This window comes from Gemmatimonadaceae bacterium, from assembly GCA_036003045.1.
GTDB lineage: Bacteria > Gemmatimonadota > Gemmatimonadetes > Gemmatimonadales > Gemmatimonadaceae > JAQBQB01.
In genome coordinates, this window is sequence record DASYSS010000037.1 from 66,152 (window position 1) to 83,992 (window position 17,841).

Here is a 17,841-nt window from a genome sequence, read left to right on the forward strand (position 1 = left end):
CGCTCATCATGCCGACCCGCTACTACGCCGAACCCGTCGTCACCCTTCTCGCCCGTCCGGCGTTTACGATGCCGGACCATCTTCCCATCAATTGGATCGGCGAGAGCACCGGCGGCGAACAACTCGCCGAGTTCGCCGGCCGACTGTGCTACATGAGTCAGCACAATCCGGCCAAGCGGGAGACGCGCGAGTACCTCGAGAACATCAAGAAGCAGGGACACGGGAGCGTGCTGGAGCACGCGAACTACTCGATTCTCCTCGAGGGCGTGAGCCGTTCGCTGACCCACGAGTTGGTGCGTCACCGAGCGGGATTCGCGTATTCGCAGCTCTCGCAGCGGTACGTCGACGAGTCGGAAGCGAGCTTCGTCGTTCCACCGGCGATCATCGGCGAGGCGGCGCTCGAGAGCGCGTGGCGGGAGCAGACCGAGGCCGCGCAGAAGCGCTACGTGGAGCTCGTGGCGCAGTTGATGGAGCGATACGGATGGGTCGCCGACAAGGTGCATCGACGCAAAATGGCGCGTGAAGCGGCGCGGTCCGTGCTTCCGAACGCGACCGAGACCAAGATCGTCGTCACCGCCAACGCGCGCGCATGGCGTACGATGCTCGAGCTGCGATCGAGCGAGGGCGCGGAGTTGGAGATCCGTCGGTGCGCGGTCGCGCTCCTGCGATTGCTGCGGACGGAAGCGCCCGGATTCTTCTCCGACTTCGAGATCTACGCCGCCGACGATCGTCGAGAAGCGGCGCGCATCGCGTATCACAAGGTCTGATCGCGAAAAAAAACATTGCGCGAAAAAAAATGTGCTCCTATTTTCACTGACGAGGAATTGTCGGCATCTGTCTTGCGCCCTCGCGTCGGTCAGGAAAGCGAAACACACGACGCACTTCTCGCCGGTCGAGAGTCTGGCCTGCACGACGCCAGAGGACGACAACCAGGGACGGGATGACGCGCATCGGGTTCGCGTACAACCAAAAACCTGAGAAGGCAACCGTAGGAGGAAGGATCGCCGGCGCGCCTCGTCACGAGTCGCGCTCGAGCGACGACCCTCCCAGTCCCATTCCGGCGCACGATGACGTCTATGCGGAATGGGACGCTGCAGAAACCATCGACGCCGTCGCTAACGCGCTCTCGCCTTTCGGCGACGTGATTCGCATCGAAGCGAACGAAGACCTTCCCCACCGCCTCCGCACCGAACGCCCCGACATCGTCTTCAACATCGCGGAGGGACTCCACGGTCCCAACCGCGAAGCGCACGTCCCGGCGATCTGCGAGTTCTTCGGCGTCCCCTACTCCGGCAGCGACCCGTTCACCCTGTCTCTCTGTCTCCACAAGGCCCGAACCAAGGACGTCCTCCGTGCGCACGGCGTCGCGACAGCTCCGTTCGCGATGATCGAATCGGAGAGCGACTTGGCGTCGCTGCTTTCCCATGAGTCACCGCTGGCGCCGCGACCGACCACGGACGCGCCGATGTTCCTGAAGCCGGTGCAAGAGGGGTCGTCCAAAGGAATCACCGAGCGAAACCTGGTCCGGACGCGCGACGAGCTCGAAGCCACGGCGCGATTCCTCCTTTCGACCTACGACCAACCCGTCATCGCCGAAGCCTTCCTACCCGGCGCCGAGTTCACGTGCGGCGTCCTCGGCAACGGCCGAACGGCGCGCGTCCTCCCGTTGGTCGGCATGAACTTCGGGTCTCTCCCCGCCGGCGCGCTTCCTATCTATGGATATGAAGCCAAATGGGTCTGGGACACGCCGGACCGCCCGCTCGACATGTTCGAGTGTCCGGCCCGGGTCGACCTGCGGCTCCAGCACGCGGTCGAAGACGTGGTGCTCCGAGCCTATCGCATCCTGGGTTGTCGTGACTGGTCGCGCATCGATGTACGGCTCGACCAGCACGGCACCCCGAACATCGTCGAGGTGAATCCGCTCCCCGGCATCCTCCCCAACCCCGCCGACAATTCGTGCCTGCCGAAAGCGGCGCGCGCGGCGGGACTCAGCTACGACGCGCTCATTCAGAGCGCGCTCGCGGCAGCGGCGGACCGGACCGGCGTCCACCTCGACGCACCGGTGTCAGTCCGGACGCCGGTGCGAACCGCAACCCTGGTCGCATGAAAGTCGCCCTCCTCCTCGACGGTGCATCGGCGTATGCGGCCAACCCCGACCGCCTGATCATCGGCACCGCCGAGGACATCGAGCGATCGCTCGTCGCCGAGGGCAATACCGTCACTTGGATCCCCGTCTACCAGGACGGCAAGTGGATCGACAAAGTGCGCCGGGGCAAGTTCGACCTCGCCTTCAATATGTGCGAGGGCATCGACGGCGTCGCCACGCTCGAATCCTCCGTGATCTCGGTGCTCGAGCTGTTCAAGATCCCGTTCACCGGCGCGTCGAGCTACACGACGTCGATCTGCCTCCGAAAACCCCTCATCAACGCGATCCTCGAGAAATCCGGGCTGCCGATCCCGCGATTCGCGACGATCTCGCGCGGCGACCCGCTGGTCAGCGTCGGATTCCCAGCCATCGTGAAGCCCGCCGCCGAAGACGCATCGCTCGGCGTCGAACAGCGATCCGTCGTGCGGAACACGCGCCAGCTCGCCGAACGCGTGGAGGCGATGCTCGAGCTGTGGCCCGAGGTCATCGTCCAGCGTTACATCGACGGCCGAGAGGTGAACGTCGGCATCCTCGGCAAAACGGTGCTGCCGATCTCCGAGATCGACTTCCGAAAGACGCCGCCGGGCCGCTGGCGCATCGTCACGTACAAGTCGAAGTGGGTCACGGGGAGCGAAGACGACCTCGCCGCCGTTCCGCGATGCCCGGCGAAGATGCCGGCCAAGGTCGCGAACGAGGTTCGGCGAGTCGCCGCCGCGGCGTGGAAGATCGTGGACGGGTTCGGGTACGGACGCGTCGACATGCGGATCGACCAGGACGGCCGCCCGTGGATCCTCGAGGTGAACGCGAACCCGGACATCATGCACAACGCGGGGTTCGCGACGATGGCGCAGGTCGCGGGGATGGAATACCCCGCCCTGATCCGCACCGTCTGCGAGCTGGGGCTGGAGCGGTCACGCGTGAAGGTCGCGCAGGAGAATTGGGCGCTCGTCAATCAGTTGTCTGGGCTCGAGCCGGAACCGACCGAGTTGGATCTCTTCGGCGACGTCGGCTCGGCATTCACGGCCAGCGACCCGCACTGACATGCGCGTGAGACTCGGCGCTCTTCAGCGCGGGCATCGGAATCGCATTCGCGACATTCTCTACGCGACGACGGTCTTTCGTGAAGAAGAGGTCGCGGTGGCACTCGAGTTGTTCGACGAAACGTTCGCCGTCGGTCAGACACGCGCGCCGTACGACGTGGGCGACGGCGTCGCGGATTACGAATTCGTCGGATCGTTCGCGGCGGACGGAGGGGGACAACTCGTCGGCTACGTGTGCTATGGATCGACGCCGGGAACGGATCGCACGTACGACCTCTATTGGATCGCCATGCACCCCGATTTTCAGGGAAGCGGCGGTGGATCGCAGTTACTTGACGAAGTGGAACGCCGTCTACGTCAACGGGAAGCGCGATTGCTGGTCGTCGAAACCTCGTCTCGCGACGATTACGCGCCCACCCGACGCTTTTACGACGCGCACGGCTACACCGTCGTCGCGAGAATCGCCGACTTCTACGCACCCGGCGATTCTCGCGTGATCTACACGAAGCGTCTCACGCAGCCACAGCACGAACGGGCAGCGCACTTTCACGACCGAGCCTTGGAGTCGTCGCGCAATGAGTGACTGGCAAAAGATTCTCCACGCAGGCGTGGACACGCTCGACAAGCTCGCCGAGCGATTCGGGGATGACGTCATCGACGTCGACGGCCTGAAGCCCGCCTTCGACAACTTCCAGATGCGGATCACGCCGAACTCGCTGGCGACGATCGGGGAAGTCGGCGACGCGATGTGGCAGCAATACGTGCCCACGGTCGCGGAGCTCGACGTCGTGGACGGCGTGATCGACTCGCTTGACGAGGACGGCGACTCGCCGGTCCCGAATATCACGCACCGCTACCCGGACCGCGTGTTGTTCCTCGTCAGCCCGGTCTGCGCATCGTATTGCCGGTTCTGCACTCGGCGACGAAAGGTCGGCGACCCCGAGAAGATCCCGCTCAACCAATACGAGTCGGCGTTCGAATACATCCGGCAGCACACCGAAATCCGCGACGTGATCATGTCGGGCGGCGACCCGATGATGCTTTCTGATCGGCGGCTGGAGTACCTCTTCGAGCGACTGCGCGAGATCCCGCACGTCGAGATCATCCGCATCGGCAGCCGGATCACGTCGCACCTGCCGCAGCGCATCACCCCCGAGTTCTGCGAGATGGTCAAGAAGTACCATCCTGTGTACATGAACACCCACTTCAACCATCCGGCCGAGCTGACGCCCGAGACGATCGCGGCGCTGGCCAGGTTGGCGGACGCGGGCGTGCCGCTGGGATGTCAGACCGTGCTGCTGCGCGGCGTCAACGACGACCCGGCAATCATGAAAGAGCTGATGCAGAAGCTGCTCAAGGCGCGGGTCCGACCCTACTACATCTATATGGCGGACCAGGTGGCGGGCGGCGAGCATTTCCGTACGACGGTCGAGAAGGGTCTCGAGATCGTGAAGGCACTCCGCGGCTGGACGTCGGGCCTCGCGGTGCCGCACTTCGTGATCGACGCGCCGGGCGGCGGCGGCAAGGTGCCGCTCCTACCGGAATACGTCGAGGAGATCAACGAGGACGAAGTCGTTTTCCGGAACTATGCCGGCGAGCGATACGTGTACAAACAGCCGCGCCAACCGGCGATCGCGGCGTCGGCATGTGGCGACGCGGCGGCGGCCCAATCCGACATCGTCCCGATCCAGGTCGGCACGAAGAAGCGGAAGCACGCGGTCAAGCGCGTCGGCAAGATCGCGAGAAAGCGAAAAACGGGCACCTGAGTCGAATCTCGATCGAAGAAACGCGGCGAGCGATGCTCGCCGCGTTTTTTTTCGCCGGGCCACCCCCGGAGAGGCCGCTACCGCTTTCAACTACGGCACGTAGACGAACGCTTCCGATCCGTTGCCCGGGTTGGCGGGATCCGGATTCAGCGTTGCGGATCCGACGATCAAACCGGGATCGTTCAGCCCGAGGGCGCTCGTACTCCCATACGCCACCCCGTCCTTGATCGCCTGGAAGCCGGCGACGATAGCCTGTGGCGGTGGCTTGAGCGACGCCTGCCAACCACTCGCCGGCCCGCCGGCGTTGCCAACGGCCTGATTCGCCTCGCCCACCGCTCGGTGATTGTTGCTGATCTTGTGTCCGATGGCAAACGGCGCTCCTCCCGCAGCGAGAACAACTGGCAGCAGTTCGGGAGCTCGAATCGCGTTGCCATTCTGCGCCGGCCACACGTAGGCGAACGTCCTCATGCTGCCGTCGTTCGCGAACACCCCGCTGTCGCCGATCAACTCGCCCTGGTTGTTGATTCCAAAGAGCTGGGTAAACTGGCCGCCCTGCACAGGCGCTATCGCCTGAAACGTTCCGCCCCAAGGCTCGGCGCTATTCGCCTCCGGAGTGAACACGAAGCCCACCGTGCCCGGGGGTTTTCCGTTCGCTCCAAGAAACGCCATGTCCTTGTAGATGCCGACGATCTGGTTCTTGTCGTTCACGCCGTGCGCGTGGAAGAAGTTGTCGAGTGAAGTCGGTAGGTCGGCCGGGTGCGGCTTGAGAACGTTGAAATCGGCCGTGCCCGACCCATTCTGCGCGGCCGCGACCGAGATCCAGAAGGCGAAGCTGACCATCGGATTGCCTTTGAAGTCGATTCGGCCGACGATTCGCTCGTGATTGACGTCGAGGAGGCGGGTGCCGAGGTACGCGCTGTTGCTCAGGAGTTTCTGCGCGGCGGGATCGTTGTAGCCGATTCCAACGATCGGGTCGCCTCCGGCTTTCGTGTCCCACACAAAGCCGGAGAAAATTCCCCCGACCGTGTACGATCCGACGACTAGACCGTCGTCGTTGATCGCGGTCGCTGCTGACTGGCCGATCGGCTGACCCACTGAGCTGAGGTCGACGAAATTGAATCCAGGCTCGAGTTTCACGGAAATCCTCCAGGCAGTCGTGCCCCGCGGTGAGTCAGGTTCGCAACGGGATCACTCCGTAGCACGGCGCTGGGTTTCCAAAGCCGACATCACTCCGGGCTTGCCTGGCACGAAGAGACAAGATCCTCTAATGCTGGGCGATCGCGAGACGACAGAACATTCTTCTCTCCGAACCACACGCGACGGTGGCGGGAATCGCGCGGCGTCACGTCGGCCGGGTCAGCGGTGGCTACCTTGGCCCATCGCGCGCCCGCCATGGACCTTCTGAGGCGGGCGGTGGGAGCCGGCAAACCCTTTCGCGCCGCCCAGCGACTATCTGACAACGATGCTCGAAGACCTCGGCAGATCGGTCACTGACGACGATCTCGCTCGCGCCGTCCGGCGCGGGCGCGAAGGCGCCGAGCGCGCGTTCGGGATTCTGTACGACCGGCACACGCCGCGGGCGTACCAGACCGCGTGGCGAATACTCGGCGGCTCTCGCGCCGACGTCGAGGACGCGGTGCAGGAGACGTGGGTCCGTGCCATCGCGTCGCTCGACACCCGCGTGAGCGGAGGCGACTTCGGATCGTGGCTGAGAAGCATCGCGGCGCACGTCGCGATCGACATCGTCCGCAAGCAGCGGCGGCTCGACTTCGACGCGAACGTGGACGTCGCGCTCGACGAGAACGACGACGCCGCTGTGTGGTTGGATCTGGAGACGGCCATCGCGTCGCTGCCCAACGGCTACCGGACCGTATTGGTGCTGCACGACATCGAAGGATTCACGCACGAAGAAATCGGCGAGCGCCTGCAAATCGCCGCCGGGACATCGAAGGCACAGCTGTTCAAGGCGAGACGCGCCGTACGCGCGCGGCTGTCGCCGAGGATCGAGGAGACGACATGATCGACAATGAGGATCGACCGTTCGACGAGAACGAATGGACCGCCGAGGAGTGCGCGCGATTCGCGGCGCTGAGCGCGCACCGGATTCCTCCGGCTGAGCTCAAGCGACGAACCGTGCGGGTGCTTCGCGAGCGCGGATATTTCGGACGTCGCACGCCGTCGACGGGTTTGGTCGTGGGCGGTTTGGTCGCCGCGGCAGCCGTCTTCGCCGCCGGTGCGGCGGTCGGATACTCGGCGGCCGAGCGCAAACCGGTGCCGGCTACGACGATTCCCGTCTCGTTTGCCGCGAATCGGGGTGCCGCGCCGATCGACTCGATACCACAGCCCGCTCCGGCGACGAGGCACGTCGTATGGTACTGACACGAGGCATCTCGATCGGCGTGCTCATCGCCGGTGTCGCGACGACGTCTTCGGCGCAGAATGGTCGGGGTGGTGGCGGCGGCGGCCAGGCAGGCTGGGGGGGGCGGGGCATCTTCGAAAGCGGCGCCGCGCGGTCCGCCGGACCGCGACCGATGCTCTTTGGTTTTGCTTTGGAGTGTACGCGATGCGGCGCCGTCGGCCGCGGCGGCGGAATGAGTGGCGGGGGCTCGGGGGAGGGGGGGACCGCGGGACGCGGGCGCGGTGAATTCGTCGGCGCCGCGCGCGGCGGTGGATTGGCCGTCTGGCGTTACGACGAATACCCGCGCGTCGCGGCCGTCGTGCCGGGAGGCGCCGCCGACCGCGCGGGAATTCGCGAAGGCGACGTGCTCCTCGCCGTCGACGGAATGTCGATCACGACCGACGAAGGCTCGCGGCGATTCAGCGAGCTCCGCGCGGGCGACACTGCGAGCTTCTCTCTCGATCGCGCCGGCAAGACGGTCGACGTGAATATCGTCGTGGGTCGGGGCGGAGGACGCGGCGGCAGTCTCGTCGAGCCGCCCGCGGCCAACGCACCCAACTTCACGACGCGTGCTCGGGATACCCGCGTCGACGTGTGGAGCGACGCGCGCGTCGTGGAATCGACCGACTCCACCGGCGCGACGATTCTGAGAGTTGGCAACACGGTCATCCGCCTTTCCGGAGACTCACCCGTCGGCATCCTGCGCAGAGGTCGCGGCCGGCTGGGAGGCACGCCTCCGACGAACTGAAGCGCGATCTGATATTCGATCTTCTCTCAGGGCACACCCGTGATCACACGCCACGCTTTCGTCGACGCGACTCGACGAGTCACTCGAATCGTCGCCGGAACCGCCGTCGCGACGCTCTTCGCGACGTCTCTCCGTGCACAGGACATCCAGCGCGACGTCCTTGCCGGCCACGTCACCGGACCCGCCGGCCCGGTGCGCGGCGCGGTTGTGAGCGTGACGAACGTGGGAGCGCCGCAGGGCACGCCCCCGCAGAACGCGCGGACCGATGTCGAGGGACGGTGGCTGCTCGCCGTTCAGGAAGGCACCGGCAACTATGCGATTCGTGTGACGGCGATCGGCATGAAGCCCGCCGAGACGACCGCGAAGCGCGGTGAGCCTCGCAAGCCGATCATCGTCGACGTCACGCTCGTCGCGAATCCCGCGGTGCTCGACACGATGAAGGTCGTCGCCCGGCAACGACCCCGCGCCGCGCCGGAGCTGGTCGCGCAGGACCGCGCCGGTGCGCAGGCGGACCGCTTCATCGACGGTTTCGGCGGTGCGATTGCCGTTGCCGATCAGGGCAATCTTGCGGCAATGGCTTCGTCGATTCCAGGCATTACGCTTTCGACCGATGCCACGACCGGCATCCCCAGCTTCTCCGTACTGGGTTTGTCCGGCGATCAGAATCGCGTCACGATGAACGGGTTGAGCTTCGGCGGTGGCGACGTACCGCGCGATGCGATCGCCGACGTCCGTGTCACGCCGATCACGTACGATGTATCCCGCGGCGGCTTCAGCGGCGGACAACTGTCCGTCCTCACCTACCCCGGCGGCAACTTCCACACGCGATTGCTCCATGCGACGCTCGACGAACGGTCGTTCCAGTTCACGGACGCCGCCGGCCGGAGGCTGGGTGCGCCATACGCGAACACGCAGATCAGCGGAGCCGCCGCCGGTCCGATCGTCGTGGATCACCTGTTCTACAGCACGTCGCTCCAGGTCGGCCGAAAGACGAGCGACTTGCAGTCGCTTCTCACGAGCGACCCCCTGGCATGGGAGCGCATCGGCGTCGCGCAGGATTCGGTGTCGCAGGCGCTCCGCGCCGCGAGCGCCCTTCAGCTTCCCGTCTCCGTGTCGCTCGTGCCCTCGCAGCGAACCATCGACAACGTCTCCGGACTCGGACGCATCGACTGGCTTTCGACCAGCGCCCAGGGGCCGCCCGATCGGAGCGCCGACCTGATCGTTTCGGCACGTCACAACAACTCGGCGGCGGCGTTTCTCGGCCCAACGGCGGCGCCTGGCCACGGCGGCGACATCGCGACGAACGGTGGCGACGTGCTCGCCGAGTTCGCGGCGTACCTCCCGAACAACTTTCTGAACAACGCGCGCCTGGGAGCACACCTCAACACGACGTCCAGTACGCCCTACCTCACGATTCCGGATGCGCGCGTCCTCGTCACGTCGCAGTTCGCCGACGGAACCGAGGGATTGAGCACTCTCCAATTCGGAGCGAACTCCGCCCTGCCCCGACACGTGAGAACGTCAGGGGCCGAGTTCTACGATCTGCTGACCTGGTTGTCGGTCGACCGAACGCACCACGTTCGCGTGACGGTCGACGCGCGCGAGGACGGCTTCAGCCAGGAGCAGTACGGCAACTCTCGCGGGACGTACTTCTACAATTCGATCGCCGACCTCGGCGCAAACCGGCCGAGCAGCTTCACCCGTTCGTTCGTGAATCAGGAAGCGTCGGGCCGCGCACTGACGCAGGCATTCTCGATCGGCGACGATTGGCGTCCGGTTCCGCGCGCCACGATCATGTACGGCATTCGCGTCGACGCGAACCAGTTCCTCGACCATGCGCCCTACAATCCCGCGATCGATTCGGCGTTCGGTGCTAGAACCGATTATGCGCCCACTCCTATAGACATCAGCCCGCGCATCGGGTTCTTCCGACAGTTCGGCTACAACGGAACGACCGGAATTCCCGGCTTCGGCGCTCCGCGCGGCAACGTGCACGGCGGCATCGGTCTTTTCCGAAACGACGTCGCGCCGACTCTGATCGCGCCGGCGCTGCTCGCGAACGGCTCGGCCGACGCGGTCCATCAGGTTCAGTGCGTGGGATCCGCCGTACCCGCTCCGGATTGGAGCTCGTTCGAGACCAACGCGGCGACGATCCCGAGCCAGTGCGCGGACACGAGTGCGCAATCGCCCTTCGCGGCGAGCAAGCCGAACGTCTGGTTCGTCGACCGCGGATTCTCGCCACAACACGCGTGGCGAGGCAGTCTGGGAATCAACACGTTCCTGATCCCGAAGCTCGTCCGCTTCGGCCTCGAGGGACTCTATTCGCTCAACCTCGGCCAACAGGGTGTGCTCGACCGAAACTTCTCCGGCGCGCAGGGATTCACGTTGGCGAGCGAAGCAGGACGGCCGGTCTACGCGAACGCCTCGAGCATCGTCCCGCCCTCCGGCGAGCTGACGAACCACGATTCTCGACTGAACACGGGATTCGGGTCCGTATCCGCGCTGCGCACCGATTTGCGGTCGCACTCGAGCCAGATCGTGTTCAACGTCTATCCGGCGCCGGGCGATCAGCTCGGACGCTTCACGCAGTGGAACGTGACGTACGTCTTTCAGTCGGTTCGCGAGCAGAGTCGCGGATTCAACGGATCGACAGCCGGTGATCCGCGCGATCTCGCCTGGGGCCGCGCGACGAGCGATTTCCGGCACCAGATCACGGCGTCCATCTCGACTCGAGTCGGGTCGTTGTTCTCGGTCGCGACGACGGCGAGGCTTACGTCGGGACTGCCGTTCACACCGGTGGTCAGCGCCGACATCAACGGCGATGGCTTCGCGAACGACCGTGCGTTCGTGTTCCCTTCGGCGACGAGCGACACCGCGGTGCAGCACGGCATGGCGTCGCTCTTGGCCGGCGCGCCGAGTCGCGTTCGCGACTGCTTGCTGCGCCAAGCGGGCGCGATCGCGGGGCGGAACAGCTGTGAAGGTCCCTGGACGGCGACGATGAACGCCGTGGCCTCGCTCAATCCTGAGCTCTTCCGATTGCAGAACCGCGCACAGATCTCGCTCTCGCTGACCAACGTTCCGGCGGGTCTCGACGAGCTGCTGCACGGTTCCGGGCATCTGCAGGGCTGGGGACAGCCGGCAGCGTCCGATCCGACGCTGCTCTTCGTCCGCGGGTTCGATCCGGCGCAGCAGCGGTATCTCTACAGCGTGAATCCTCGTTTCGGCGACACGCGGCCGAGCCGCACCGGGGTCCGCGCGCCATTCCTGATCACGCTCGAGGCGCGGTTGCAGCTCGGCCGCCCCGGGTTGGAACAAATCGTCGACCAGGTGCTCTCACCGGGTCGGTCGAACGGCGGCGATAAGTTGACGCCGCAGCAGATCCGGAATCGCGTCTCGAACGGCGTGTTCAACGCGGTGCACGGCGTGCTTCAGGCGAAGGACTCGCTCTCGTTCCTGTCGAACGACCAGCTCAAGCAACTCACGGCGCTCGATCGCCGCGTGACGGCGCAGGGCGATTCGATTTTGAATCCGCTGGTGCAGTACCTGGCCGCGCTGCCGGGGTCGTACAGCCGGTCGGAGGTGATGGCGCGCGTGCTCGACGTTCAGGTGAAGATGTTCGACATCGCGCTCGAGGGGATGCGCGATGCGGGAAAGATCTTGAGTCCGGAGCAGATCAACGAGTTCCCGCCGGCGCTGCGCTCGGCGTTCGACATCAATCGATTGAAGACGATCCGGCCGGTGGCGGGATTTTTCCCGAATTACTGACCGGTGGACCGGTCCACCGGTCCACCGGTCCACCGACTAATGCGCCGTCGCCAACTCCTCGTCTTTCACCTTCGCCGACTCCTCGATGATCTTCTGCTGCGTCTCGTGCGGCGCTTCCTCGTACCCCTTGAACCGCCGCCTGAACGTCGCGCGTCCCTGCGTCATCGACGACATCGAGCTCGCGTAGCCGTGCAACTCTGCCTGCGGCACGATCGCGCGGATTCGTGTACCGCCGTCGGCCGGCTCCGTGCCGAGAATGTGTCCGCGCCGCGACGAGAGATCGCCCAGCACGTCGCCCATGTAGTCGTCGGGCGTATCGATCTCGAGCTCGTCGAGCGGCTCGAGCAGCGTCGGCTTGCACTTGGGCGCCACCGCCTTGAACGCGAGGATGCCCGCCATCTTGAACGACATTTCGTTCGAGTCGACGGTGTGATACGAGCCATCGAACACCTCGACCTGGAAGTCCACCAACGGGTATCCGGCGAGGATCCCGCGGACGGACGCCTCTTGAATACCCCTGTCGACCGCCGGGATGTACTGCCTCGGAATCGAGCCGCCGACGATCTCGTCGACGAACTGGTAGCCTGAGCCGCGCGGCAGCGGCGCGAATCGCACCCAGCAGTCGCCGAACTGGCCGCGGCCGCCGGACTGCTTCTTGTGGCGCCCCTGCCCTTCGCCCTTGCCCTTGATCGTCTCGCGATAGGCGATGCGAGGCTTCGACAGCTCCGCGGTCACGCTGAATTTCCGCTTGAGCTTCGACATCCCCACCTCGAGATGCCGCTCGCCGAGTCCCGACACGATCGTCTCGTGCGTCTCGGCATTGTAGTGCACCTCGAAGGTCGGGTCCTCGTCGTGGAGTCGATGCAGACCGGCTTGAAGCTTTTCTTCATCCGCGCGGTTGGCGGCATGGACTGCCATCGAGATCACGCCCTCGGGGAACGCGACCAGCGGAAGGCGTACCGGATGCTGGCGCGTCGACAGCGTGTCGTTGGTGTGCGTGTTCCGGAGCTTGGCGACGCAGCCGATGTCGCCGGCGTGCAGCGTCTGGATCTCGATGCGCTCCTTTCCCTGCGCGATCGAGAGGTGATTCAGCTTCTCGACCCCGCTCCGCGTGGCGTTGTACAACTCGTCGCCGTTGTTGATCACGCCCGAGAAGAGACGGAAGAAGGTCACGTCGCCGACGTGCGGCTCGGACATCGTCTTGAACACGTGCGCGACGGGAGTCAGCGTATCGGTGGCGTGGATCTCGACGGTCGCGTCGCCCTCGGCGCCCTTGAACGCGTGCAGCTCTTCCATCTCGAACGCATTCGGCATCAGCTCGACGATCGTCGAGAGGATCGCCTGCATTCCGTAGTTCAATTCGTTGGACACGACGAAGAGCGGGAAGAGCTCCATCCGCTTCATCGCTTCCTTCATCGCGACGATCGCTTCCTCGCGCGCGATCTCGGTGCCCTCGAGATAGTGCTCGAGCAGCGTGTCGTCGGTGGCCGAAATGGATTCGATCAGCTCGGCGTAGTAGCGGTCGAAGATCTCCTTGGCTTCGTCCGGAACTTCCGTTTCCTCGTACTCGCCGGTCTTGAGGCCCTTCTTGAACTGATGCGCCTTTTTGGTGAAGAGGTTGACGACGCCGTGAAAGGTGTGCGCCTGGCCGACCGGCACTTCGACCGGAATGACCTTGTTGGAGAGGCGGGTCTTGATCTGCTGGTAGATGCGGTCGAAGTCGGCGTGCTCCTTGTCCATCATCGAGACGACGAAGAGCACCGGATCGCGCCGCGCGACCGCCTCGCGGAACATCTTCTCGGTGCCGACTTCGACGCCCGACGTGGCGGAGACGACGACGAGCGCGCCGTCGGCGGCGGCCAGGCCGGCGACCGCATCGCCCTGGAAGTCGAGGTATCCTGGCGTGTCGATCAGATTGATCTTGGTGTCCTGCCACTCGGCGAACGCCGGGCCCAGGTTGATCGAGTAGCCGCGCTCGATCTCTTCGGCGGCGTGATCGGTGAGAGCGGTGCCGTCTTTCACCGAACCGTGCCGTTTCGAGCTTCCTGACACGAAGGCGAGCGCATCGACCAAACTGGTCTTGCCGCTCGCCCCGTGTCCCACGACCGCGATGTTGCGGATCTCCGACCCTTTGTATTCCCTCATACGCGTCGAGTCTCCCGCCCACCGCAGCGCGGTGGGCTACAACAATGTTCCGATGCGCGGGGCTTGGTCGAGCCACGCTCGCAGGGCGTCGTCGGTGATCGAGTCGTCGAGCGTCGAGAGCTCCACGGCGATGGCCCGAGCCGCTTGGCGCGTTTCAGTGGCGCAGTTGAAGACGAGGACACCGCCGCTCGCGGCAGCGCTCCATAGTCTTCCAATCGCGTCGGCGAACACGCGGACGGTACTACTCGGGCGCTGGGGGGTGCTCTTGGCGGACAGCCTGGTCATTCCGTGACGGACCTGTTTCCGTGACACTGCTTCCCGGAGACCGGGCGCGTCAAGGGGGTCAGGCTGCCCTCCGTACCGCGGCGCTCTCAACTGTCAACTTTTGACCTGCCGAGGTGGCTAGGGCCCGTCGAAATTGAACGGACACGCCCCTTTCATATGGGTACCCCGCAATGCGGCAATCGATCGGGCTGGTCGCTCTGGTCGTTCGCGAGTACGACGAGGCACTCGCCTTCTATGTAGGAGTGCTCGGCTTTTCGGTCGTCGAAGACCGGCCCGTGCCCGAGCAGAAAAAACGTTGGGTGGTCGTGGCTCCGCCGGGCGCCGCGGAATCGCGCCTGCTGCTCGCGCGCGGCGTCGGTCCGGAACAGACGTCGCGCATCGGCAACCAGACGGGCGGCCGCGTGTTTCTCTTCCTGCGCACGGATGATTTCTGGCGCGACTACAACGCGTACATCGCGAAGGGCGTCGTGTTCGTGAGGTCACCGAGGGAGGAAGAGTACGGGACGGTCGCCGTCTTCCAGGATCTCTATGGAAACTTGTGGGACTTGGTGCAGATGAAGAGTTGAGAGCGCGGGTGCGTGGCGGGGTGTGAAGAGCCGCCCCCGCGCTCGTTCCAGTTCGCCGCACCCCGCCTCCGTACTCCTCCGCCCAAACGCGAAGCGGGGCGGCCCATTGGGCCGCCCCGCTTCATTCTGACAAGGTAGGGTCTTGTCTCAATCTCCTTCGGTCTCGAACGCCAGTGCGTCTGCCAGTCTGAGTCGCTCGATCATCGACTCGAGCGGGGTGAACACCGGTCCTGTGATTCCAACGATCGGCCCGATCGAGATACTGATCGCCCGTCGGGCTCCTTCCGGCCAATCCGGCATCGACAGCCCCGCTACCAACCGCCGGATCAACTGACCGCACTCAGCCAACAACTGCCTCGCCGTCGAGTGGAGCGTCTCGAGCGGAATCTCGAGATCGCTCGTTACGAGTCTCCCCGAAGGGTCCCTCCATGCCGCATCTCCAACTGCTCCCCGTTCAGGCCACACGCCGAGATGGCGGACTGCGTCGACCTGTCCATCGCTCGTTCGGTGCGACTCAACTGCTGCCGCTAGAGCCAGCGCAAGCGACTCCGGATTGGGTTCTCCGTACAGCGTCACAATGTCCCGCGACGGCCGCTCTGACGAATGCAACGGCGACGGAACGGAGTTCACGTGCGCCAATACCGGCGAGTGATCGGGGTTCTCCTCGAGCATCACGAGGATGTCCATTTCCCCCTCCTGGTATTGGTACTTCGGGTGCTGCGGGACTGCCCCGCTGTCCTCCGAATCCACTGCTCCCACCTTCCCGACGCCTCGAGGTGCTTCCGAGTTTCAAACGAGTCATCGGGCCCTTCAAGAAATCGAACCCGATTCGCGATCCGATGTTCCTTCTACAACCGTGGCGTACCACGGTCGGTCACATTCGCGTTTCGCCCTGCGATGAATTGTGCATTGCGCGAGAATCGAACGCGTTTTGCCCGACCGCCACTCGAATTCCGACCACCAGGGACACCGCGATCACGATCGCCAGCACCACGCAATCGCCTAGCTGCACAACCGATGCGAGACCGTTTCCGGTCACGCTCGCGGTGATCCACGACAGCGCGAACTCGGCACACCCGACTACGATTCCTGCCGCGGCCAACCGCCAGCCTCGTGTGACCAGCGCCACAAACGCGATCGCCCACACGAAGCTCAGCAGGACATGGCCCACCAAACCGACGATGACCAGCGACGTCGACCCACTCGAAATAGTTGTATGAGCAAGCGTCGCGCCGATGGCGGCGAAGGGAAGTCGGACGCTTCCGAGGCGGCGCCCGATGGCGATCAGCGCGCCGGTCGACGCCGAGGCCGCGAGACCACCCGCCACGATCGTCGGCGCGACGACACGTCGAGACGTCGGGCTTTGTATCGCGACTGGATCGTTCACGCACCCAAAGCAAGCGGGCCCCCGTCATCGACTCAAGTGGCGTCGCGCCACTCCTCGCGGCAGCGCTTGCTCGCGTCCACTCGAACACGGATCTTGAGTCCACGATGCCGGACTCGGCTCACCACCACTCCATTCTGATCATCGAGGACAACTCGCGACTGGTCGCCATGCTCGACCGCGCCCTTCGCGAGCAGGGGTACCACGTCCGCTCGGCCCGAGACGGCGACGCCGGACTCGAAAGCGCGCTCGAGAACGCCGCGGATCTGATCATCCTCGACGTCGGACTGCCGCGACGAAACGGCTTTGACGTCGTGAAGGAGCTGCGCCGTCACGGCATTCGCACACCGATGCTCATGCTCACCGCCCGGCGCGAAGTCGCCGACCGCGTCACCGGCCTCGAGGCGGGAGCCGACGACTATCTCATCAAACCGTTCGACGTGGACGAGCTGGTCGCCCGCGTGCGCGCGCTCTTGCGGCGCGCCGCCACGCCGGAGCGTGCGCCCATCCTGCGCGTCGGCGACGTGGTTCTCGATCCCGTCGCGCGGACGGCCGAACGCGGTACGCGGCCGCTCGCCCTGACGCAGCGCGAGTTCGAGCTGCTCGAGTGCTTCATGCGGCACCCCAGCCAGCCGCTGGGCCGCAACGCGATCGCGCGCTACGTCTGGCACGAGACCGTGGAGGGCGGGGACAGCAACATCGTCGACGTGTACGTCGCGTACCTGCGCAAGAAGCTCGACGCCGACGGCGAAGAACCGATGCTGCACACGCTGCGCGGCGTCGGCTACATGCTCCGCGCTCCGGCGACCCACGGATGATCACGGCGAAAACGCGACGGCCCCGGCTTTCGAGCCGGGGCCGTCGTGTTTCGTGTCGTTACTCAGGGTCCGCCGGTGCCGCCGTCGATGTCGGGGCCGCCATCGTCGATGCAGTCCGGATCGTCGGGTGACGGGTCGCAGGGCAAACCCGTGTAGACGTTGTAGCCGCTGAAATGTTTGATCCGCCGCCAGACAACGCCGTTCTTGAGGTTCACATGGGTGACCAGGCTGCCGTCGAAACCGGCATCCGTTTGCGACGACGCGTCGAGACCCGGGCGGTAATAGATGCCGAGATAGTGGAGCGCCGACGGATTCGCCGAATAATAGTCGGCATTCGACGTGATCGCGTTCGCGTACACGCTCGTCGCGATGAGAACTTTTGTATTCGGATTGAATCGCAGCGCCGGCGAGAAGTCGATCGTGAAGCCGGTGCTCGTGAATCCGTACGTCGCCGTGATCGTGACCGACTGTCCGTCGGCCAGCGTCGAGCACGGGTCGTTCCACGTGCCGGGACCGTACGAGCTCGTCGCCGGATCACAGATGGAATTCGCCGGGAAGCTCAGAGCGTACAGCCCGCCAATCTGGAACGTCCCGCCGGCCGACGTCACCGTAAACGATGTCGTGCGGAGTCCGGTGAAAGACGAGCCGGAATTGAAGTCGAGCGAAGGCTTATCGGTCGCGACCGTTATGAGCCTTGACGCGCTCGGCGCAGTCGTCGATTGATCGCAGCTGATCGACATGACCGCGAGTACTGCGGCTCCCGCAATCGGGAGCGTCCTC

The 17,841-nt window shown here is 65.0% G+C and carries 17 protein-coding genes; 11 read left to right on the forward strand and 6 right to left on the reverse strand.

Annotated elements, in window-relative coordinates; translation table 11 throughout:
* Positions 1-8 precede the first annotated feature (8 nt).
* From thyX to VGQ44_09245, 5 genes are all read left to right on the forward strand, one after another.
* Positions 9-767 (forward strand): FAD-dependent thymidylate synthase, encoded by a 759-nt coding sequence (gene thyX, locus VGQ44_09225; GenBank protein HEV8446992.1) that lies wholly within the window; start codon positions 9-11, stop codon positions 765-767.
* Between the two features lie 173 nt (positions 768-940).
* The gene (locus tag VGQ44_09230) at positions 941-2,107 is read left to right on the forward strand and encodes a hypothetical protein (protein HEV8446993.1); all 1,167 of its coding nucleotides are present in this window, start codon (positions 941-943) and stop codon (positions 2,105-2,107) included.
* Positions 2,104-3,186: a hypothetical protein gene (locus VGQ44_09235; GenBank protein ID HEV8446994.1), complete on the forward strand. Its 1,083-nt coding sequence runs from the start codon at positions 2,104-2,106 to the stop codon at positions 3,184-3,186. The genes VGQ44_09230 and VGQ44_09235 overlap by 4 nt, the downstream gene beginning before the upstream one ends.
* A gap of 1 nt (position 3,187) precedes the next feature.
* Entirely contained in the window at positions 3,188-3,769 is a 582-nt protein-coding gene (locus VGQ44_09240) for a GNAT family N-acetyltransferase (protein HEV8446995.1), read from the forward strand.
* Positions 3,762-4,952: a KamA family radical SAM protein gene (locus VGQ44_09245; protein ID HEV8446996.1), complete on the forward strand. Its 1,191-nt coding sequence runs from the start codon at positions 3,762-3,764 to the stop codon at positions 4,950-4,952. The genes VGQ44_09240 and VGQ44_09245 overlap by 8 nt, the downstream gene beginning before the upstream one ends.
* 90 nt (positions 4,953-5,042) lie before the next feature.
* On the opposite strand, the gene VGQ44_09250 is transcribed toward VGQ44_09245, so the two are convergent.
* Entirely contained in the window at positions 5,043-6,089 is a 1,047-nt protein-coding gene (locus VGQ44_09250) for a hypothetical protein (protein ID HEV8446997.1), read from the reverse strand.
* 325 nt (positions 6,090-6,414) lie between these two features.
* Here VGQ44_09250 and VGQ44_09255 point away from each other — a divergent pair, with 325 nt between their 5' ends.
* The 4 genes from VGQ44_09255 to VGQ44_09270 are packed head-to-tail and all read left to right on the forward strand — an operon-like array spanning position 6,415 to position 11,863.
* Positions 6,415-6,972, forward strand: coding sequence for an RNA polymerase sigma factor (locus tag VGQ44_09255; protein HEV8446998.1), 558 nt, complete (start codon positions 6,415-6,417; stop codon positions 6,970-6,972).
* Positions 6,969-7,331: a hypothetical protein gene (locus VGQ44_09260; protein HEV8446999.1), complete on the forward strand. Its 363-nt coding sequence runs from the start codon at positions 6,969-6,971 to the stop codon at positions 7,329-7,331. Before VGQ44_09255 ends, VGQ44_09260 begins: the two co-directional genes overlap by 4 nt.
* Positions 7,322-8,098: a PDZ domain-containing protein gene (locus VGQ44_09265; GenBank protein ID HEV8447000.1), complete on the forward strand. Its 777-nt coding sequence runs from the start codon at positions 7,322-7,324 to the stop codon at positions 8,096-8,098. Before VGQ44_09260 ends, VGQ44_09265 begins: the two co-directional genes overlap by 10 nt.
* Positions 8,099-8,137: 39 nt before the next feature.
* Entirely contained in the window at positions 8,138-11,863 is a 3,726-nt protein-coding gene (locus tag VGQ44_09270; protein ID HEV8447001.1) for a carboxypeptidase-like regulatory domain-containing protein, read from the forward strand.
* Between the two features lie 36 nt (positions 11,864-11,899).
* On the opposite strand, the gene fusA is transcribed toward VGQ44_09270, so the two are convergent.
* Both fusA and VGQ44_09280 read right to left on the reverse strand, forming a co-directional pair.
* Positions 11,900-14,008, reverse strand: a complete 2,109-nt coding sequence (gene fusA, locus VGQ44_09275; GenBank protein HEV8447002.1) for an elongation factor G — start codon at positions 14,006-14,008, stop codon at positions 11,900-11,902.
* A gap of 36 nt (positions 14,009-14,044) precedes the next feature.
* Positions 14,045-14,293 (reverse strand): hypothetical protein, encoded by a 249-nt coding sequence (locus VGQ44_09280; protein ID HEV8447003.1) that lies wholly within the window; start codon positions 14,291-14,293, stop codon positions 14,045-14,047.
* A gap of 170 nt (positions 14,294-14,463) precedes the next feature.
* Between VGQ44_09280 and VGQ44_09285 the strand changes: the two genes are divergently transcribed.
* Positions 14,464-14,859, forward strand: a complete 396-nt coding sequence (locus VGQ44_09285; GenBank protein HEV8447004.1) for a VOC family protein — start codon at positions 14,464-14,466, stop codon at positions 14,857-14,859.
* 147 nt (positions 14,860-15,006) lie between these two features.
* On the opposite strand, the gene VGQ44_09290 is transcribed toward VGQ44_09285, so the two are convergent.
* Positions 15,007-15,546, reverse strand: a complete 540-nt coding sequence (locus VGQ44_09290; GenBank protein HEV8447005.1) for a hypothetical protein — start codon at positions 15,544-15,546, stop codon at positions 15,007-15,009.
* 187 nt (positions 15,547-15,733) lie between these two features.
* Positions 15,734-16,246, reverse strand: a complete 513-nt coding sequence (locus VGQ44_09295) for a hypothetical protein (GenBank protein HEV8447006.1) — start codon at positions 16,244-16,246, stop codon at positions 15,734-15,736.
* 104 nt (positions 16,247-16,350) lie between these two features.
* On the opposite strand from VGQ44_09295, the gene VGQ44_09300 reads away from it, so the two are divergent.
* Positions 16,351-17,061, forward strand: coding sequence for a response regulator transcription factor (locus VGQ44_09300; GenBank protein ID HEV8447007.1), 711 nt, complete (start codon positions 16,351-16,353; stop codon positions 17,059-17,061).
* 62 nt (positions 17,062-17,123) lie between these two features.
* Here VGQ44_09300 and VGQ44_09305 read toward each other — a convergent pair whose 3' ends face one another.
* Complete coding sequence (locus VGQ44_09305) at positions 17,124-17,801, reverse strand: hypothetical protein (GenBank protein HEV8447008.1); 678 nt, start codon at positions 17,799-17,801, stop codon at positions 17,124-17,126.
* Positions 17,802-17,841: the final 40 nt, after the last annotated feature.